19 protein-coding genes and 2 pseudogenes are annotated in these 19,211 nt (G+C 69.1%); 16 read left to right on the forward strand and 5 right to left on the reverse strand.

The annotated features are described in order from the left end of the window. Window positions 1-2: 2 nt before the first annotated feature. Window positions 3-1,448, reverse strand: coding sequence for an FAD-dependent oxidoreductase (locus DS837_RS17770; RefSeq protein ID WP_149165980.1), 1,446 nt, complete (start codon window positions 1,446-1,448; stop codon window positions 3-5). Window positions 1,449-1,523: 75 nt separating this feature from the next. Continuing rightward, a complete protein-coding gene (locus DS837_RS17775; RefSeq protein WP_149165981.1) occupies window positions 1,524-1,754 on the reverse strand; it encodes a hypothetical protein in 231 nt (76 codons plus the stop codon). Between the two features lie 275 nt (window positions 1,755-2,029). Between DS837_RS17775 and DS837_RS17780 the strand changes: the two genes are divergently transcribed. Both DS837_RS17780 and DS837_RS17785 read left to right on the forward strand, forming a co-directional pair. Further along, window positions 2,030-3,253 (forward strand): ABC transporter substrate-binding protein, encoded by a 1,224-nt coding sequence (locus tag DS837_RS17780; RefSeq protein ID WP_149165982.1) that lies wholly within the window; start codon window positions 2,030-2,032, stop codon window positions 3,251-3,253. A 56-nt stretch (window positions 3,254-3,309) separates the two neighbouring features. After that, window positions 3,310-3,669, forward strand: coding sequence for an NIPSNAP family protein (locus tag DS837_RS17785; protein WP_149165983.1), 360 nt, complete (start codon window positions 3,310-3,312; stop codon window positions 3,667-3,669). An 87-nt stretch (window positions 3,670-3,756) separates the two neighbouring features. On the opposite strand, the gene DS837_RS17790 is transcribed toward DS837_RS17785, so the two are convergent. After that, complete coding sequence (locus DS837_RS17790; protein ID WP_149165984.1) at window positions 3,757-4,812, reverse strand: Gfo/Idh/MocA family protein; 1,056 nt, start codon at window positions 4,810-4,812, stop codon at window positions 3,757-3,759. Window positions 4,813-5,164: 352 nt separating this feature from the next. On the opposite strand from DS837_RS17790, the gene DS837_RS17795 reads away from it, so the two are divergent. Together DS837_RS17795 and DS837_RS17800 are read left to right on the forward strand one after the other, a co-directional pair. Beyond that, entirely contained in the window at window positions 5,165-5,719 is a 555-nt protein-coding gene (locus DS837_RS17795; protein ID WP_149165985.1) for a MarR family winged helix-turn-helix transcriptional regulator, read from the forward strand. 40 nt (window positions 5,720-5,759) lie between these two features. Continuing rightward, window positions 5,760-7,526, forward strand: a complete 1,767-nt coding sequence (locus DS837_RS17800; RefSeq protein WP_149165986.1) for an FAD-dependent oxidoreductase — start codon at window positions 5,760-5,762, stop codon at window positions 7,524-7,526. Window positions 7,527-7,570: 44 nt separating this feature from the next. Here DS837_RS17800 and DS837_RS17805 read toward each other — a convergent pair whose 3' ends face one another. Next, complete coding sequence (locus DS837_RS17805; RefSeq protein ID WP_149165987.1) at window positions 7,571-8,554, reverse strand: 3-hydroxyacyl-CoA dehydrogenase family protein; 984 nt, start codon at window positions 8,552-8,554, stop codon at window positions 7,571-7,573. 396 nt (window positions 8,555-8,950) lie between these two features. Between DS837_RS17805 and DS837_RS17810 the strand changes: the two genes are divergently transcribed. Genes DS837_RS17810 through DS837_RS17860 form a run of 11 tightly spaced genes read left to right on the forward strand, consistent with a single transcriptional unit; the run spans window position 8,951 to window position 18,795 of the window. Beyond that, window positions 8,951-9,700: an SDR family NAD(P)-dependent oxidoreductase gene (locus tag DS837_RS17810; RefSeq protein ID WP_149165988.1), complete on the forward strand. Its 750-nt coding sequence runs from the start codon at window positions 8,951-8,953 to the stop codon at window positions 9,698-9,700. A 23-nt stretch (window positions 9,701-9,723) separates the two neighbouring features. Then, complete coding sequence (locus tag DS837_RS17815) at window positions 9,724-10,584, forward strand: branched-chain amino acid ABC transporter permease (RefSeq protein WP_149165989.1); 861 nt, start codon at window positions 9,724-9,726, stop codon at window positions 10,582-10,584. Then, window positions 10,581-11,597: a branched-chain amino acid ABC transporter permease gene (locus DS837_RS17820; RefSeq protein ID WP_211102295.1), complete on the forward strand. Its 1,017-nt coding sequence runs from the start codon at window positions 10,581-10,583 to the stop codon at window positions 11,595-11,597. Before DS837_RS17815 ends, DS837_RS17820 begins: the two co-directional genes overlap by 4 nt. Next, the gene (locus DS837_RS17825) at window positions 11,594-12,328 is read left to right on the forward strand and encodes an ABC transporter ATP-binding protein (RefSeq protein WP_247890002.1); all 735 of its coding nucleotides are present in this window, start codon (window positions 11,594-11,596) and stop codon (window positions 12,326-12,328) included. The genes DS837_RS17820 and DS837_RS17825 overlap by 4 nt, the downstream gene beginning before the upstream one ends. After that, on the forward strand, window positions 12,325-13,023 hold the full coding sequence (locus tag DS837_RS17830) for an ABC transporter ATP-binding protein (protein WP_114860719.1): 699 nt from the start codon (window positions 12,325-12,327) through the stop codon (window positions 13,021-13,023). The genes DS837_RS17825 and DS837_RS17830 overlap by 4 nt, the downstream gene beginning before the upstream one ends. 53 nt (window positions 13,024-13,076) lie before the next feature. Further along, the gene (locus DS837_RS17835) at window positions 13,077-14,297 is read left to right on the forward strand and encodes an ABC transporter substrate-binding protein (protein WP_170295896.1); all 1,221 of its coding nucleotides are present in this window, start codon (window positions 13,077-13,079) and stop codon (window positions 14,295-14,297) included. 40 nt (window positions 14,298-14,337) lie between these two features. After that, the gene (locus DS837_RS17840) at window positions 14,338-15,120 is read left to right on the forward strand and encodes an SDR family NAD(P)-dependent oxidoreductase (protein WP_149165991.1); all 783 of its coding nucleotides are present in this window, start codon (window positions 14,338-14,340) and stop codon (window positions 15,118-15,120) included. A gap of 31 nt (window positions 15,121-15,151) precedes the next feature. Further along, window positions 15,152-16,342 carry a 3-hydroxybenzoate 6-monooxygenase gene (locus tag DS837_RS17845; protein WP_149165992.1) on the forward strand — a complete coding sequence of 397 codons (1,191 nt, stop codon included), beginning with the start codon at window positions 15,152-15,154 and terminating at the stop codon, window positions 16,340-16,342. 18 nt (window positions 16,343-16,360) lie between these two features. After that, complete coding sequence (gene gtdA, locus DS837_RS17850; protein WP_149165993.1) at window positions 16,361-17,419, forward strand: gentisate 1,2-dioxygenase; 1,059 nt, start codon at window positions 16,361-16,363, stop codon at window positions 17,417-17,419. 11 nt (window positions 17,420-17,430) lie between these two features. Next, the gene (gene maiA, locus DS837_RS17855; protein ID WP_149166075.1) at window positions 17,431-18,069 is read left to right on the forward strand and encodes a maleylacetoacetate isomerase; all 639 of its coding nucleotides are present in this window, start codon (window positions 17,431-17,433) and stop codon (window positions 18,067-18,069) included. A gap of 27 nt (window positions 18,070-18,096) precedes the next feature. Continuing rightward, window positions 18,097-18,795 (forward strand): fumarylacetoacetate hydrolase family protein, encoded by a 699-nt coding sequence (locus DS837_RS17860; protein WP_149165994.1) that lies wholly within the window; start codon window positions 18,097-18,099, stop codon window positions 18,793-18,795. Window positions 18,796-18,896: 101 nt separating this feature from the next. On the opposite strand, the pseudogene DS837_RS17865 reads toward DS837_RS17860, so the two are convergent. Further along, window positions 18,897-19,075: pseudogene (locus DS837_RS17865) on the reverse strand (ISKra4-like element ISAzba1 family transposase); the annotation flags it as partial. A 3-nt stretch (window positions 19,076-19,078) separates the two neighbouring features. On the opposite strand from DS837_RS17865, the pseudogene DS837_RS17870 reads away from it, so the two are divergent. Continuing rightward, a pseudogene (locus DS837_RS17870) lies at window positions 19,079-19,207 on the forward strand (IS66 family transposase); the annotation flags it as partial. Window positions 19,208-19,211: the final 4 nt, after the last annotated feature.

Here is a 19,211-nt window from a genome sequence, read left to right on the forward strand (position 1 = left end):
CCTCACCGCCCCACCCCGCTCCCGCCATGCCCGTCGCGCCCAAGCTCGGCGTGCCCAAGCTCGGCGGCGGCGGCCTCGGCCGCGCGCAGCCCGGTAACCGATGATTTGGTCAGGCCGCCGACATAGCCGATGGCGTCGCCGCCCTCCAGCCCGCCGGTCGTCGCTCCGGCGGCGAACAGGCCGCCGATCGGCGTGCCGTCCTCGCGCCTGACCCGGCTGTGGTCGTCGATGGCGATGCCGCCCATGGTGTAGGTCATGCCGGCAACCAGGCGGATCGCCAGGAACGGCGCCTTGCGGATCGGGAAGGGACGCGCGCGGCCGGTGCTGCGCGGCGGCGTCAGGCCGGCGGTGTCGCCGCCATCCACCGCGGCGTTGTGGGCGGCGACCGTCGCCACCAGCCGGTCGGCGGGAATCCCGAGATTTTCCGCCAGCCCCTCCAGCGTGTCGGCCTCGATGATGGTTCCGCCAACGCGGGACAGGTGCGGGTTGGCCGGGATGATCGATTCGGTCCCCGGCCCGTCCCAGATCGGGCGGTCGAAAATCACCGTCGCCCCCAGGGGGTCGTCGAGCTTGGCGATCCGGTTGGTGACATAGACGCCGCCGCGGCCTTCGTCGACGAACCGGGCGCCGGTCCTGTCCACCACCAGCCCGGCCATGACGAGTTCGTCGAGCCACGGATAGGGCCACAGCTTATCGTTGGTCAACGCGTCTTGGCACAGGATGTGGCCGTAGACATAGGGCGTGCCGCGCAGCGCCGCCCCGGCGGCGGCGGCCATCCGCAACCCGTCGCCGCCGCCGGTGCCGGCGCCGCGCTGGCGGACCGCCTCGGGAGCCGGCGAGACATGGGCGCGCACGAGGTCCGGGTCGCCCTGGAATCCGCCGTCGGCGATGACCACCGCCCGGGCCTCAACCGTCAGCGTCTCGCCGTTCCGTTCGGCCCGCAGCCCGACGCAGCGGCCTCCCTCCATCATCAGTTCGCGGGCGCGCACCCCGCGGTGAATGCTGCCGCCGCGCTTCTCCAACGCGCCGCCCAACGTGCGAAGCAGCGTGTCGCCGCCCCTCCCCTCCCAGTTCAATCCCGGCTGCGGCAGGGCCGGCGGGGCCAGCACGGTGTCCTGCCAGTCGCGCGGGCCCGCCTTCATGAAGCGTATCCCCTGCCGGCGCAGCCAGTCGACGGCGCGCGGCGCCTCGGTCGCCAGCATCGTCACCAGGGCTTCGTCGACGAAGCCGTCCGTTTCGCCGCGGATGGTGTCCTTCACCTCCTCCACCGGACGGTTCAGGCTGCGCATGCCGATGTGGAAGGCGCCGCCCGTGTAGCGGGAGTTGCAAAGGTAGCGGTCGTCGCTGCCCTTTTCGAGGACGACGACGCCCAGTCCGAGTTCGGCGGCGCGGTTCGCGGTGACCAGCCCGGCGATGCCGGCGCCGATGACGACCAGATCGGTTTTCATGCGGTCTCTTCCCTCCCGGAATGTGCTTCGCGGGCGTTTTGCCCGTCGGTTGCGTGTGAGCTTGCCGCCCGGCGCCTATTTCGGCAGCAGCATGTCGGAGATGATGGCGACCAACTCCGCGAACGCCTTCATCACCAGGAAAAGCAGCGGAGCGCTCAGCGCCAGGACCAGCGCGGCGCCACCGCCCCAGCCGGACAGCAGCGCCACCACCGCCACGAAGAGCGGGGCCAGCCCAGCGACGACGGCCAGCCAAAAACCGTATTGGACGACGAAGCGAACCGCCGGATAGTTCTGTTCTGGCGACATGGTCCCTGATCCCAAGTTTGTGGGGGTGGTGCGGAGGCGCTGCTGTCCGGCTGGGCCGATGGAGCGGCAGGAAACGCCGCATAGCTGATTATTGACAGCACGCAATCGTGATGTACACTGATTATACGCATACTGTCAATATGCGGCGGTCGTCGAGTGGTGTGCGATCAGGCGGCGTGCGTTCCTGATCCGACCCGGTTCGACCGGGCCGGCGGAACCGTCCGGCCCCACGCCCGCCGCCATCCAAAAAACAGACAATCCGTGGGAGGGACATCATGAACACGCGCGCTCCGGCACTGGCGCTGGGCCTGGCCCTGACCCTGGGTCCACCGGCCAGCGGAACCGCATCGGCCGCCTACACCGGCAATGTCGTCCGCATCGGCGTCCTCAACGACCAGTCCGGCCTCTATGCCGACATCATGGGCCAGGGATCGGTGACGGCCGCCCGCATGGCGGTCGAGGATTTCGGCGGCCGCATCGGCGACACGCCGGTCGAGGTGGTCGCCGCCGACAACCAGAACAAGCCCGACATCGGCGCCGCCATCGCGCGGCAATGGTACGACGTCCAGGGCGTCGACATGGTCGCGGAGATCGCCAATTCCTCGGTCGCGCTGGCGGTGGTCGAGATCGCCCGCGACAAGAACAAGGTCGCCATCGTGTCCGGCTCCAACACCAACCGGCTGACCGGCGATTCCTGCTCGCCCAACCATGTGCATTGGGCGTTCGACAACTACGCCCTGGCCAACGCCACGGCGCGGGCGGTCGTCAAGCAGGGCGGAACCTCCTGGTTCTTCATCACCTCCGACTACGCCTTCGGCCACGACATGGAGAAGCAGGCCGGCGACATCGTGAAGCAGTCCGGCGGCACGGTGGTCGGTTCGGTGCGGGCACCGCTGAATTCGGCCGACTTCGCCTCCTACCTGCTGCAGGCGCAGGCATCGGGAGCGAAGGTGATCGGGCTGGCCAACGCCACCGCCGACTTCACCAGCACGGTGAAACAGGGCAGGGAGTTCGGCATCCTCGACGGCGGCCAGAGATTCGCCGGCCTGACCGTGTATCTGACCGACATCGATGCGCTCGGGCTGGATGCGGCGCAGGGGACCCTGCTCAGCGTTCCGTTCTACTGGGACTTGAACGACAGGACCCGCGCCTTCTCCAAGCGCTTCTTCGAACGCCACGGCAAGATGCCGACCGCCTACCAGGCCTCGGTCTATTCGCAGGTGACGCATTACCTGAAGGCGGTCCAGTCGCTGGGCAGCGATGCCGACGGCCGTGCGGTCGTCGCCCGGATGAAGGAGCTGCCGACCGACGACGATGCCTACGGCCAGGGCTCGGTCCGCATCGACGGGCGCAAGCTGCACCCGATGTATCTGTTCCAGGTCAAGGCCCCACAGCAATCGAAGGAGCGCTGGGACTATTACACGCTGGTCTCGACCATTCCGACGGAAGAGGCCTGGAAGGCGCCCGACCCGGCCTGCAGCCTCGTCGCCAAGCAATGACGCCGGGACCGGCCGGCCATCCCCGACATCGGCACAGCATCGACAGGGAGTTTCCAGTGGTCGTCGAAGAACGCACGTATGTCCTGCACACCAGCGTCAGCCTCGCCGAGTATCTGCGCATCTACGAGACGGAGGGGTTGCCGGCGCAGAAGCCGATCCTGGGCGGATTCCTCGGTTATTTCGTGACCGAGTTCGGCACCCAGAACCAGCTCGTCCATCTCTGGGCATATGCCGACCTGGAGGACCGGCGGGCAAGGCGGGCGCGGCTGGCCGGAAACGCGCAATGGCAGGGCTGTCTGGCCAAGATCCGGCCGATGATCATGACCATGGAGAACCGGATCCTGTATCCGACTTCCTTCTCGCCCATCCGTGAACTGCCGGTCACGACCGGGCAGGCGGACACCGCGTTGGCCTGATCCGGGGAACGGCCGATGGGAAACGGCCGATGGGAAACGGAAGGGCTGCACGGCGACGCGCAGCCCCATCCCCGTCAGGCGGCCCCATCAGGCATCCAGCAGCCGGACCGGCTGGCCGGTCGCCGCGGCCTCCTTCACCGCCAGGGTCGCGCGCAGGGTCTCGGTGGCGTCGGCGCCGCTGGCCAACGGCGCCTCCTCGCCGTGGATCACCCGGGCGAAATGGGCCAGTTGCAGAGCATAGGGGTTGCCGGGCTTGAGCGGCAGCGCCGTCCGGGTGAAGGGATCGAGCCAGCCGCGCCCGCCCTCGTAACGCCAGAGTTCGAGGGTCGGCACCGTCAACGAGCCGTGGGTGCCCGAGAAGAAATGGGTGGGGACATGCTGGCGGGCGAATTGCGGGCTTTCGCCGGTGGTCATGTCCCAGCTCCAGGGGGTCGCGGCAGCGTCGGACAGGCTGACGGTCGCCAGTGCCCCGTTGCGCAGCCGCAGCAGCACCGCGGCGGTGTCCTCCACCGCGAAGCCGCGGCTCCGGTTGGAGCTTGAGGCCTGCAGGCTCTCGATGTCGCCGCACAGGAAGCGCAGGGTGTCGATCTCGTGGATCAGGTTGATCAGGATCGGACCGCCGCCCTCCTCCCGCCGCCAGGCGGCGTCGAAATAGCCGTCGGGCTTGAGGAAGGTGTAGAGGATCGTCGCCGTCACCAGCGCGCCGAGATCGCCGCGCCCGATCACCTCGCGCGCCATCCGCAGAATCGGGTTGTGGCGACGGTGATGGCCGACCAGCAGCGGCACGCCGGCACGCTCGGCGGCATCCGTCAGCCGCCGTGCCGCCTCCACCGTGTCGGCGATCGGCTTTTCCACCAGCACCGGAATGCCGCGCTCGATGCAGGCGATGCCGATCGGCGTATGGGTGGCGTTGGGGGTGGCGACGATGACGCCGTCCGGCAATTCACCGGACTCCAGCAGCGCCCCGATGTCGGCATGGTGCGGCACCCCGTGCCGCTCGGCGAGCGCGCGAGCCCCCTCGCCCGGATCGACGATGGCGGCCAGCCGGCATGGATGCGCGTCCTGCCGGGGGTCGGACATGGCTTCGATGTGAGTCTTGCCGATGACGCCGGCACCGGCGACGGCGATGCGAAGGGGGGACATGCGAGGATCCTCGATTGGGAGCCCGATGGCGGGCGGAACGGCGATGCTCCGGCCCGGCGCCGCACCGGCCCCATTGGTCCAGCCGGGACGCCTGCAGCGGGCATCGCGAATATTGACAGCATACGTAATGTCAGCTTACATACTGATTGCATCCTGTCAATATCGCGGGTGGGACGGACGGTTTTGCACCCGAAGAATGGGGCGCCCGCCGACCACTGGCCCGCCGACCACTGGAGAGTGTGGACGGGATGGCGAAAGAACACGGCACAGGTCGTGCGGGTTGTGCTGCCAGCGGCCTCCGTATGGGAGTATCACCGCAACATGAACAGGATCGACAGGTGCGCGCATGGCCATGGATGAACTTTACGCCAAGCCCGGACATCTTCTCCGGCGGGCACAGCAGATTTCGACAGCCCTCTTCACCGAAGAGTGCACGGTCCACGATCTGACCTCGGTGCAATATGCGGCCCTGGTCGCCATCGACGAGAATCCGGGGGTGGACGCCACCCGGCTGTCGGGGCTGATCGCCTTCGACCGCTCGACGCTGGGCGGCGTCATCGAGCGGCTGGAGGCCAAGGACCTCGTCTATCGCCGACCGAGCGAGGAGGACAAGCGGATCAAGCTTCTGTACCTGTCGCCGGCCGGCCGGGACATGCTGGTCACCGTCACCGCAGCGGTCGAGCGGGTTCAGGAGCGCATCCTGGAACCCCTGCGGCCGGCCGACCGCAAGACGTTCATCCAGCTCCTGACGCAGCTGGTCAACCTGCACAACGACACCATGCCATCGTCGCTGCGGCTGGTCGTCGACCGCGAGACGGCCGAGGACACCGGCGCACCGCCCGCCGTCACCGATGGACACACGAAACGCGGCAAGGCCGCAGCCGGTCGAAAGGTCAAGCGACGATAAGAGCCTTCGACCGCGCGGGAGGAAACGGAGAACACAAGGAATGGCACAAGTTACCGCGTGGGACGCCGAGGTCGATCTTCTGGTTGCCGGTGCCGGGCCGGGCGGCATGGCCGCCGCACTGGTCGGCGCACTGGAAGGGCTGGAGGTGATGGTCTGCGAGAAGTCCGGGCAGATCGGCGGCACCGCCTCCACCTCCGCCGGAACTCTCTGGATACCCGGCAACACGCAGAGCCGGCGGGCCGGCTACGACGACAGCCCGGAGCAGGCGGAGATCTACATGGACCGGCTGGTCGGCGGCCCCAAGGGCCGCGACCTGCGCAGCGTCTATCTGGAGACCGGGCCGGCGGCGATCGACTATTACGACACCCGCACCGACGTCCAGTTCCTGCCCTGCGGGCGCCACCCGGACTATCAGCAGAACATGGCGGGGGCGGCGGTGACCGGACGGGCGATCGTGCCGAAGCCGTTCGACGGCCGCCTGCTCGGCGAGGATTTCCGGCTGGTCCGGCCGCCCATCGGCGAGTTCATGATCTTCGGCGGCATGATGGTCGGAAAGGACGACATCCCCCGCCTGATCGGCCGCTTCAAATCGGCGGCCAACTTCACCCATTCGGCCAAGCTGTTCCTGCGCTACCTGTCCGACCGGCTGAAATATCCGCGCGGCACGCGCATCGCCATGGGCAACGCGCTGGTGGCCCGCCTGTTCTACAGCCTGCGCAAGCACAAGGTGCCCATCCGGCTCGACACCGCCATCCGCGAGCTTGTGCGGGAGGACGGCCGCCAGGACGGCCGCGTCGTCGGCGCCGTGGTGGACAGCGGCGGCCGGACGCTGCGGGTGCGGACGCGCAAGGGGGTGGTGCTGGCGACCGGCGGCTTCGCCCACAACCGCGAGTTCCGCAAGGCCTTCATGCCGCAGCCGGTTCCGGTCCATTCGCTGGCCTGCGAAACCGACACCGGCGACGGGCTGACCCTGGCCCAGGCGGCCGGCGCGAGGATCGACGGCGACCAGCATCGCGGCGGCGCATTCTGGACGCCGGTGTCGGTGACGCGCAGGACGGGGAACTGGAGGGGCCTGTTCCCCCATCTGGCGCTCGACCGCGCCAAGCCCGGCCTGATCGCGGTGAACGCCGCCGGCCGGCGTTTCGTGAACGAGGGCGCGTCCTACCACGACTTCGTCGAGGCGATGTTCGACTCGCACAAGCTGGTGCCGACCATGCCGGCCTGGCTGATCTGCGATTCCGCCTTCGTCGCCAAGTACGGTCTCGGTGTGGTGCATCCCGGCACCCGGAACCTGGCGCCGCACGAGAAGAGCGGCTATCTGACCACCGCCCCGACGCTGGAGGATCTTGCCCGCAAGATCGGCGTCGATCCGGCCGGGCTGGCGGACAGCGTGCGCCGGCACAACGGCTTCGCGCGGACCGGCAGCGACCTCGATTTCGGCAAGGGCGACAGCGAGTTGAACCGCTTCAACGGCGATCCGGAGAACAAGCCGAACCCGTGCCTCAAGCCGATCGAGGCGGCTCCCTTCGTCGCCGTCGCGGTCTGGCCGGCGGAGATCGCCTGCAGCGCCGGACTGGCGACGAATGTTGACGGCCAGGTGCTCGGCGAGTCCGGCGACCCGATCCAGGGGCTCTACGCCTGCGGCAACGATATGGCCTCGATCATGGCCGGCACCTATCCCGGCCCGGGGACGACGCTCGGCCCGGCTCTGGTCTTCGCCTACCGGGTGGCCATGCACGCGGCGGGCAAGAGCGATGCCGCCGGCAAAGCCATGGCCGGTCGGGAGGAGCGGGCGGCGGCGCGCTGACGCCGCCCGCTCCTGTCCCGTACGGCATCACCGCAAGGCAGACGTCAGTCCGGCGCCCGCTCGCTGCCCGGAAGCCGGGCCGAGAGCGGGCCCGGCGCGCGCAACACGGCAAGCAGCGCCTCGTTGCGCTGGCGGATCAGCGCGTCGCGCCCGCCGACCGACGCCTCCAGCGCCTCGGCCCCGGCGACCAGCGCCCGCTTGCTGTCGGCATCGAAGACCGGGCTGCCGAGATCGTCCCACCAGGAGCGGATCGGCGCGTCGAACACCTCCAGAAAGCGGGCCAATCCGCCGGCTCCGCCCCCAAGGTGGTAGGACAGCCCCTGCCCCAGCACCGCCCAGCGCGGTCCCGGCCCGGCGGCGATGGCGCGGTCGATGTCGTCGAGATCGCAGACCCCCTGCTCCACCAGATAGACCGCCTCGCGCCACAGCGCCGCCACGAGGCGGGTCGCCAGATGGCCGGCGATTTCCCGACGCAGCACCACCGGCACCTTGCCGACGGCGCGATAGACCGCTTCGGCCGCCGCCACCGCCTCGGGCGCCGTCTGCCGGCCCGGCACCAGCTCGACCAGCGGCAGCAGGTGCGGCGGGTTGAAGGGATGGCCGATCAGGATGCGGTCGGCATGGCGGGCCCCGTCCTGCAGGTCGCTCGGCATCAGGCCGGAGGTGCTCGACGCGATCAGGGTCTCGGGCCGCACCACCGCCTCGACGGCGGCGTGGATCGCGCGCTTGGCGGCCAGGGATTCCGGCCCGTTCTCCTGGACCAGATCGACGCCGGCCAGCGAACCCCAGTCGCCGCCGGCAGCGGTCAGCCGGTCCCAATGGGAGCGCGGATCGCCGACGCCGAGCGCCACCAGATCGCCGGCCACCGCCTCGATGGCGGGCCGCAGACGGGCCATCGCCTGCGGGTCGGAGTCAACCACCGTCACATGCCGTCCGGTGGCGAGGAATAGCGCGGCCCAACTGGTCCCGATGGTGCCCGCCCCGACGATGCCGATCGACGCGGCGTCATGGCTGAACGCGCGGTGCATGGAGGACTCCTGCCTGATGTGGGGAATGGCGCGATCCTAAACCGCCCGGCGTCGATCCGTTGCATTGACAATCCGCGGTTCCGATCTTCGGAAAAACTGATTGACAGTATACATACTGACAGTTAGCTTTCTGACAGCATACTTATGAATTGGCCCGCGAGACGCGTCGGCCGGTGCATCGCCGAACGGATCGGCGGTCGTCCAGCGGACGGTCTTTCAAAAGCGATCTTCCAGAAGAAGCGGTCTTTCAGAAAACAAGCGGACAGCCAAGGCACGACCGGGGGCGACGAATCCCCTGTCGGGCAAGGCCCACAGGCGCGGCGACAGGCCGGATGCCGGATGCCTGCCCTGCCCCTTGCGCGAAGCTCCGCGAGAAAACAGAGGGAAAGGGACGCCATGACGATTCCATTCGGGTCGACTCCGTTCGCGTTGAAGGGCAAGCGCGTGCTCATCACCGGGGCGGCCGGCGGCATCGGCTCGGCCACGGCAAGGGCCTGCGCACAGCTGGGCGCCGAACTGGTGCTGACCGACATCCGCGACTGCTCGGCCCTGGCGGAGGAGCTGGCGCCGGTCGGTGCCGGAGCCACCGCCCATGTCTGCGACGTCCGTGACCGTGCCGCCATCGACGCGCTGGCCGAAGCCGTCGGCGGCGTCGACGGGCTGGTGCTGAACGCCGGGGCCATCGCCTTCGACGATTGGGACTCGCTGGAGTGGGAGGACTCCTTCCACGAGATCATCCACGTCAATCTGCTGGCACCGATGCAGTTCGCCCGCGCCTTCCTGCCAGCGATGCGGACGCGCGGCGGCGCGCGGATCGTGCTGGTCGGATCGGTCGCCGGATGGACCGGCGGCACCATGTCGACCACGGGCGCGCATTACGTCGTCTCCAAGGGCGGCGTCCACGCCTTCACCCGCTGGCTGGCCCGCCGCGCGGCGCCCGACGTCGGCGTCAACGCGGTCGCCCCCAGCGCCACGGCGACGGCGATGATCGCCGGCCAGCCCTCCCCGGCGGTGGCCGCGCAGCTGGTGCCGCGCGTGGCCTCGGCGGACGAGATCGCTTGGCCGATCGCCTTCCTCTGTTCGCCCGCCGCCTCCTTCCTCAGCGGGGTCGTGCTCGACATCAACGGCGGCGCCTATCTGCGCTGACCGGCATCGAAGGGTTCCCCAAGATGGCGAACGCATTGCTGATCCAAGTTCTCAACGGCCTCGTCTACGGGGGCCTGCTCTTCATCGTGTCGGTTGGACTGGTGCTGATCTTCGGGCTGCGGCGGGTGGTTAACTTCGCCCATGGCAGCCTGTTCATGATCGGCGCCTATGTCGGCTTCAGCATCGCCACCGTCGCCGGCTTCTGGGCGGGTGTCCTGGGCGCCGCCGTGGTGCTGGCGGTGGCCGGCGCCCTGCTCGACGTGTCGGTGTTCCGGCCGCTGCGCCGCCAGGACCCGATCGCCACGGTGCTGGTCACCTTCGGGCTGCTGCTGATCCTGGAGGATCTCGCCCACACCGTCTGGGGCAAGGAGACCCATTCCCTGCCGCTGCCGGAGATGCTGGCGGGCAGCGTCGACATCCTGGGCCAGCCCTTCCCGACCTACCGACTTCTGGTGATCGCCGTCGCGGCGGCGGTCGGCGTCGGGCTCGCCCTGTGGCTGCGCTTCAGCCGCGTCGGCCTGTTCGTCCGCGCCTCCAGCATCGATCCGGTGACGACGGCGGTGCAGGGGGTGAACACCGACCGGGTCAGCGCGCTGGTCGTCGCCGTCGGCACCGGGCTGGCCGGGCTGTCGGGCACCATCGCCGCCCCGCTGCTGGCGCTGTCGCCGTCGATGGGCGGGTCGATCCTGATCGAATCCTTCATCGTCGTGGTGGTCGGCGGGCTCGGCAGCTTCTCCGGCGCGCTGATCGCGGCGCTCGCCATCGGCCAGATCCACAATCTCGGCATCATCTACGTCCCCTGGGCGGCGACGATGGTGCCCTTCCTCCTGATGGTCGCGGTCCTGGTGTGGCGGCCGACCGGATTCGCAGGGAGCCACGTATGAGCCGCGCAACCATGAACCTCACCGGCGCCCGCGTCGTCGCCCCCCGCCGGTCGCACCTGTCCTGGCTGCTGCTCGCCGTGGCGCTGGGCGTCGGCTTCGGCCTTCCGGGCGTGGTCGCTTCGGTGCTGGTGCTGACGCTGCTGACCCAGGCGGTGATCGGCGGGATGCTGGCGGTCGGCGTCGGCTTCCTGATCCGCCAGAACGGCGTCGTCAGCTTCGGCCACGCCGCCTGGTACGGGGTGTCGGCCTACTGCCTCGGCCTGCTGCTGCGCCACGAGGTGCTGCCGGCGGAGCTGGCGCTGGTGCTGGCGCTCGCCGTGCCGACGCTGACGGCCTTCCTGCTCGGGCTGGTGATCGTGCGGGTTCCCGGCGTCGCCTTCTCGATGCTGACTCTCGCGGTGGGGCAGGCCTTCCACGAATTCTCGATGAAGGCGCAAGGGCTGACCAACGGCGACGACGGCTTCGCCATCCCGCTGCCCGACACCCTGTTCGGCCTGCCGATCTCCGTCGTGCAGCAACCCGAGACGATGTTCGTCCTGTGCTGGAGCCTGCTGGCGCTGGTGATCTTCGGGCTCTACGTCACCGTGCGCAGCCCCTTCGGCCGGCTGACCGAGGCGATCCGCGAGAATGAGGAGCGCGCCCGCTTCATCGGCTATCGCACGGTGCTGCCGCGCGCCGCGACCTATGCCATCTCCGCCTTCGTGGCGGCGCTGGCCGGGCTTCTCTTCGCACTCTACAACGGTTTCGTCTCGCCCGAAGTGCTGCACTGGAGCCTGTCCGGCTCGGCGTTGATCATGGCGGTCATCGGCGGCCCGCGGCTCCTGTGGGGGCCGGCGCTGGGCGCGATGATCTTCTTCTTCCTCAAGGATCTGGCCGGGAACCTGACCGAGCATTGGCCGGCGATGATCGGCGTCACCGTGATCGTCGTCACCGTGCTGATGCCGGCCGGCATCGCCGGCACCCTGGCGGAACTGGCCGGGCGCCTGCTGCGCAGGACGGGAGGCAGGGCATGAGCGGGCCGAAGAACGGATCGATGAACGGCACCTACGCCATCGAGGGCACGGCGCTGACCCGTCCCTATGGCGGATTCCTCGCGGTGAACAAGGTGGACATCGCGGTTCCCCACGGCGAAATCCGCGGCCTGATCGGCCCGAACGGGGCCGGCAAGTCGACGCTGATCGACGTGCTGTCGGGCCGGGCGGCCGTCTGGTCCGGACAGGTGAGGATGGACGGCCGCGACATCGGTGCGATGGGCGTGCAGGAGCGCCGCCGCCACGGCATGGCCCGCTCCTTCCAGAAGACCAACATCTTTCCCGAGCTGTCGGTGCGCGAGCAGCTCGACATCGCCGCCCGGCAAGCCGAGAAGCCCAACGTCCACGAGGTGATGGACGAGCTGGGGCTGACCGGTCTGGGCGATGCGCGGGCGTGCGACATCGCCTATGGCGAGCAGCGCCGGCTCGATCTGGCGCTGGCGCTGATCGGACGGCCGCGCGTGCTGCTGCTCGACGAGCCGGCGGCCGGGCTGTCGATGCGGGAATCGCTGGGGCTCGCCACCCTGCTGCGCGATCTGGCGCAGCGCTGGAAGGTGACCGTCCTGATCGTCGAGCACGACATGGAGGTGGTCTTCTCCATCTGCGACCGCATCACCGTCCTGCAACTGGGCCGCGTCCTGGCCGAAGGCACGCCGGACGAGATCCGGCGCTCGCCCGAGGTCGTCACCGCCTATCTCGGGAGTGCGGCATGAGCGAACTTCTGGCCTTCAGCAACGTCGTCGCCGGCTATGGCGGCGCCCGCATCCTGCACGACCTGGATTTGCGCATCGACGCCGGCGAGCGGGTCGCCGTGCTGGGCCGCAACGGGGTCGGCAAGACGACCATCGTCAACGCCTTCCTCGGCATCGCCCGGCGCATGCAGGGGGAAATCCGGCTGGCCGGCAAGGCGGTGGGAGACATCCGCCACTTCACAGCCGCGCGCGCCGGCATCTCGGTCGTGCCGCAGGGGCGCTGCATCATCCCCAACCTGACGGTGCGCGAGAACCTGATCCTGGGCGCCGCCGTCCGCCGCAAGGGCGCCTGGACCGTCGAGCGGGTCTTCGCGATGTTCCCGATCCTCAAGGAGCGGGCCGACACGCCGGGGACGGCGCTGTCGGGCGGGCAGCAGCAGATGCTGGCGATCGGCCGCGCCCTGATGGCCAACCCCCATCTGCTGGTGCTCGACGAACCGAGCGAGGGGCTGGCCCCGGTGATCGTCGACGAGCTGGCCGACAACCTGCGCCACGTCGCCGACGGCGGCACGGGCCTGCTGATCATCGAGCAGAACTACAGCCTCGTCCGCCGGGTGGCCGAACGCTACTACGTGCTGTCCAAGGGCGAGGTGGCGGAACAGGGCGCCATGGCCGGCCTGACCAAGGAAAGCCTGAAGAAGCACATCGCGGTCTGAATGCCCTCTCCCGGAGCGGGAGACGGAAGAAAAACAAAACCATGGAGGAAACAGTGACCAGGACGAACAGCCTCAAGCTTCGCGCCCTCGGCGCCGCCAGCGTGCTCGCCCTCGCCCTTTCCGGCATCGTCCATACCGGCACCGCCCATGCCCAGGACATGCTGAAGATCGGCGTGCCGACCGCCATGTCCGGCACCTACGCCGACCTCGGCAACCAGGCCAAGCGTGCCGTCGAGTTCGCCATCGCCGAGGCCAACGCCCGGGGCGGCGTCGCCGGCCACAAGGTCGAGGCCAAGATCCTCGACACCGAGGCCAAGCCCGACCTCGCCCGCAAGCAGTCCGAACGGCTGGCGCTGGAAGGCTACAAGGTGCTGACCGGGGTCATCGCGTCCGGCGAAGCGCTGGCCATCGCGCCGATGCTCGACCGCTGGGACGCGCTCTATGTCGCCACCGTGACCAAGAGCGACAAGATCACCGGCGACTCCTGCGTCCGCCGCGCCTTCCGGGTCAACCACCAGGACGCGCAGGACGCGGCGGTGGTCAATCCCTGGCTTGCCGGCCGCAAGGAACAGAAATGGGCGATCATCGGCATGGACGGCGCCTGGGGCCGCGGCTCCGGCGCCGGCTTCAAGGAGGCCGCCACCGCCAACGGCAAATCGGTCGTCGCCGAGCTCTACCCGCCGCTCGGCGCCACCGATTACGCCGCCTACATCCAGCAGATCAAGGCGTCGGGCGCCGAAGGGCTGTGGGTGGCGCTGGCCGGGCGCGACGCCGTCAGCTTCGCCACCCAGGCCCGCCAGTTCGGCCTGCTCGACGGCGTCTTCACCGCCGGGGTCAGCTTCGTCACCGACAACACGGTGCAGGCGATGGGCGAAACCGCCAAGGGCATCCACGGCATCATCAACTACAGCTCGACTCTCGACACGCCGGAGAACAAGAGCTTCGTCGCCGCCTGGGCCAAGCACTACAACGGCGACCAGCCCTCCAACTTCGAGGGCGAGACCTATCTCGGCATGCAGGTCATCTTCCAGGCGGTCGAGAAAGCCAAGAGCGTCAAGCCGATCGACATCGCCCGGGCGATGAGCGGCGGCAGCTTCGACACCATCCTCGGCAGGGTCGCCTTCCGGCCCGAGGACAACCAGCTGATCCTGCCCAACTATTTCGGCCATGTCGCCGAGACGGACGGCAAGCTGCGCCCGGTGGTGACGATGTCCTTCCCGGCCGAGCAGGCGACCCCGGCCCCGTCGGGCGCCTGCAAGCTGCAGAAGCTCTGATCCTCCCTTCCCTCCCCTCTCCACCGACAGGAGCCGGCGCATGTCCGCTCAGGCCTTTCTGGAAAGCCGCTTCGGGCTCGGCGGCTCCGTCTTCCTCGTCACCGGCGGAGCCGGCGGCATCGGCTTCGCCGCCGCCCGCGCCGCCGCGCAGGCCGGTGCCCGCGTCGCCGTCAACGACCTCGACGCGGACCGCGCGGAGCAGGCCGCCGCGAGCCTGCGCGACGACGGGCTGGAGGCGATGGCCGTGCCCTTCAGCGTCGCCGAACCCACGGCGGTGCGGGCCGGCGTCGCCGCGGTGCTCGACCGCTGGGGCCGCGTCGACAGCCTGTTCAGCAACGCCGGCAACCAGATCCGCAAGCCGTTCCTGGAGTACCGGCCGGAGGAGTGGGCGTCGCTGTGGCAGACCCATGTCGACGGCGCCTTCAACCTCTGCCAGGCGGTGCTGCCGTCGATGGTGGAGCGGCGCAGCGGGCGCATCGTGCTGATGTCGTCGGTCGCGGCCTTCGGCGCGCGCGGCACCATCAGCCCGTACGCCACCGCCAAGGGCGGGCTGGCCGCCATGACGCGGGCGCTGGCGGTGGAATACGGGCCGCTCGGCATCTCCTGCAACGCCATCGCCCCCGGCTTCGTCGCCACCGGCTTCACCGTGGCGATGCAGGAGAACGCGGCCTTCCGGAGCTACATCGAGAGCGATGTGCCGGCCCGCCGCTGGGGAACGCCCGACGACATCGCCGGGGTGGCGGTCTTCCTCGCCGGCCCGGCCAGCGGCTTCATCAACGGACAGGTCATCCCCGTGGACGGCGGGCTGCTCGCCACGCTGTGAAAGACCAGAGATCACGCAGAGGAACACACACATGCCTGACCGTCCCATCCTGATCGCCGGAGGCGGCATCGGCGGTTTGGCCGCCGCGCTGGGGCTGGCCCGCAAGGGCTTCCGCTCGATCGTGCTCGAACAGGCCCCCGAGTTGGGGGAGATCGGCGCCGGCATCCAGATCGGCCCGAACGCCTTCCACGCCTTCGACTGGCTCGGCGTCGGCGACGCCGCACGGGCCAAGGCCGTCTACATCGACCATCTGGTGCTGATGGACGCCGTCCGTGACGAGCGCATCGCCGCCATCCCGCTCGACGAGCCGTTCCGCCGGCGCTTCAAGAATCCCTACGCCGTCGTCCATCGCGCCGACCTGCACATGGTGCTGCTCGACGCCTGCCGGACCAGCGACCTGATCGAGCTGCGCACCAGTTCGTCGGTGGAGCGCTACGAACAGGACGGCGCGTCGGTCACCGTGACGCTCGGCGACGGCGGGCGGCTGACCGGCTCGGCGCTGGTCGGCGCCGACGGGCTGCGGTCGAAGGTGCGGGCGCAGGTGGTCGGCGACGCCCAGCCGCGCGTGTCCGGCCACACGACCTTCCGTTCGGTCATCCCGACCGAGCAGATGCCGGAGGATCTGCGCTGGAACGCGGCGACGCTGTGGGCCGGCCCGAAATGCCACATCGTCCATTACCCGCTGAAGGGCGGCAAGGTCTTCAACCTCGTCGTCACCTGCCACAACGACGCCGCCGAGGCGGTGGCCGGCGTGCCGGTGACCAGGGAGGTGGTGTACGAGGGCTTCAGCCACATCGCCGACCGGCCCAAGCAGATCATCGAGCGTGGCGAGAACTGGAAGCTCTGGGTGCTGTGCGACCGCGATCCGACGCCCGACTGGGTGGACGGCCGTGTCGTTCTGCTGGGCGACGCCGCCCACCCGATGCTGCAATATCTGGCGCAGGGCGCCTGCATGGCGCTGGAAGACGCGGTCAACCTTTCGCACCACATGGCGGAGACGGAAGGAAACCTGGACGCCGCCTTCTCCGCCTACAACCGCGACCGTTTCGCCCGCACCGGCCGGGTCCAGCTCAATTCCCGCCTGATGGGCGAGTACGTCTACCACCCGGCGGGCGGCCAGGCGGCGCTGCGCAACGCCGTCCTCGGCAATTCGAGCCGCGAGCAGCATTACGACCGCGTCGCATGGCTCTATGGCGTGACCGGCCTCGGCGACGCCATCTGACAGAAAGGAACAGAGGACATGTCCATCTCCGGACCGCCCGCCGACACGCCCGAGCGGCAGGCCTATTACGACAAGATCAGCAAGCGCAACCTGAACCCGCTGTGGTCGGTGATGGGCGCCATCATCACCCGCGAGCCGCGCAGCGCCTGCGTGCCCCATCTGTGGAACTTCGCCGAGATGAAGGAGCTGCTGCTGGAAGCGGGCTCCCTCATCACCGCCAAGGAGGCGGAGCGCCGTGTGCTGATGCTGGAGAATCCCGGCATGCCCGGCCAGAACCGCATCACCACCTCGCTCTACGCCGGGCTTCAGCTGGTGCTGCCGGGCGAGGTGGCGCCGGCCCACCGCCACAGCCAGTCGGCGGTGCGCTTCGTGCTGGACGGCACCGGGGCCCACACCTCGGTGGACGGCGAGCGCACCATCATGCAGGTCGGCGATTTCGTCATCACCCCGCCGCGCGCCTGGCACGACCACGGCAACCACAGCGACGAGCCGATGATCTGGCTCGACGGACTCGACATCCCGACGGTCTCCTTCTACGACGCCTCCTTCGCCGAATCCTACCCGGAGGAGGAGCAGCCGCTGACCCGGCCGATCGGCCATTCGCTGGCTCAGTTCGGCGCCAACATGCTGCCGGTCGATTACGAGGCGGCGCAGCCGTCCTCCCCCATCTTCAACTATCCCTATGCCCGCACGCGCGAGGCGCTGGAGACGATGCGCCGCCAGCAGGACTGGGACCCCTGCCACGGGCTGAAGATGCGGTTCGTCAATCCGGTGGACGGCGGTTCGCCGATGCCGACCATGTCGGCCTTCATGCAACTCCTGCCCAAGGATTTCGCAACCAGCGCCTATCGCAGCACCGACGCCACCATCTTCGCGGTGGTCGAGGGCCGCGGCACCACGACGATCGACGGCCAGGCCTTCGCCTGGGGGCCGAAGGACGTGTTCGTCGTGCCGAGCTGGAAATGGGTGAGCCATCACGCCGACGAGGATGCGGTGATCTTCAGCTATTCCGACCGCATCGCCCAACAGAAGCTCGGCCTGTGGCGCGAGGACCGCGGCAACCGGGTGAAGGACTGAGGAGCATGCCGATGGAGGTCTACGGCTATTTCCGGTCGTCCGCGGCCTACCGGCTGCGCATCGCGCTCAACCTGAAGGGACTGAAGGCGGAGCAGCACTTCATCCACCTGCGCCGGAAGGAGCAACGCTCGCCCGGCTATCTCGCCGTCAATCCGATGGGGCTGGTGCCGGCGCTGGTCGAGGACGGCAGGGCGCTGACCCAGTCGCTCGCCATCATCGACTATCTGGATGAGACCCATCCCACCCCGGCCCTGCTGCCGCGCGACCCGTTCGGCCGCGCCTGGGTGCGGTCGGTGGCGCTGGCCATTGCCTGCGACATCCACCCGGTCAACAACCTGCGCATCCTGAACCACCTGCGCGACGATCTCGGCCTGGACGAGCAGGCGCGCAACGCCTGGTACGCCCATTGGGTGGCGGAGGGCTTCCGCGGGCTGGAGGCGATGCTGGCGACCAGCCCGCAGCCCGGCACCTTCTGCTTCGGCGACGAGCCGACGCTGGCCGACGTCTGCCTCGTCCCGCAGGTCTTCAACGCGGAGCGGATGAACTGCCCGCTCGACGCCTATCCCACCATCCGCCGCATCGTCGCGGCTGCGCGTGCCCTGCCCGCCTTCCAGGCTGCGGAGCCGGGCCGCCAGCCCGACGCCGAGTAACTCAACCCCATCCAAGGACGAACCGACTTGACCCGCTATGTCTTCGATCCAGCGCCGCTTCCCGCCGCCCCGGTCCGTAGCACCGATGCCCGCTTCCCGATCAACCGCATCTTCTGCGTCGGCCGGAATTACGAGGCCCATGCCCGCGAGATGGGCGTGCCGGTCGACCGCGAGGCGCCCTTCTACTTCACCAAGTCCCCCGGCACCTACGTCCCGAGCGGGGCGGCCATCGCCTATCCGCCGTCCACCGAGAACTACCATTACGAGATGGAACTGGTTGTCGCCATCGGGAAGCCGGCCTTCCGCGTCACGCGGGAACAGGCGCTGGACGTGGTCTACGGCTATGCCTGCGGCCTCGACATGACCCGGCGCGACCTGCAGCTCGCCGCCCGCGCCAAGCAGCGGCCCTGGGACATCGGCAAGGATTTCGAAGACTCCGCCGTGCTGTCGGAGATCGTCCCGGTGGCGGAGTGCGGCCACCCGACGAGCGGGACGCTCGAACTGCGGGTCGATGGCCAGACGAAGCAGTCCTCCGACCTGACTCTGTTGATCTGGTCGATTCCAGAGCTGATCGCCCATCTGTCCACCCTTTACCACCTGCAACCGGGCGACCTGATCTACACCGGCACCCCGGAAGGCGTCGGCCCGGTCAGGCCCGGTAACCGGATCGAAGGTTCGATTGCCCAGGTCGGCACCATCGCGCTGACCATCGGCGAACCTGCCTGAGGCTGGAGCAGCGGGGTTCCGTCAGCGGTCGCGCCGAGTTGGGCTCACCACACGAAAGTGATCCGATTGTCCGGGAGAGACCGTCTCAAACCTGGAGGCCTTCAAGCCGCCCGCCGGAAAGTCGGCGGGCGTATGGCTCGGCAGCGGTGTGGTCCGCGGCAAGTGTGCCGTTCATCACGGCGGTGCGCACCTTCAGCATCCGGTGAACGCCCCGCGGAAACCAGCGCATTTGCTGATTGGTGCCTGCGCGCCGGTGCAGCAGGCTCCGGACCGTGCTTTCGGCAAGCTGGCCGAGGCGATCCGTTATGGGCTCGGCTGATGGAAAGCACTGTGCGTCCACCTGGACGACGGCCGGGTCGAGATGGATACCAACACGGTGGAGCGCTGCATCAGGCCCGTGGCTTTGAGCCGGCTCG

Source organism: Azospirillum brasilense (genome assembly GCF_008365405.1).
In the GTDB taxonomy this organism is placed as follows: Bacteria; Pseudomonadota; Alphaproteobacteria; order Azospirillales; family Azospirillaceae; genus Azospirillum; species Azospirillum brasilense_D.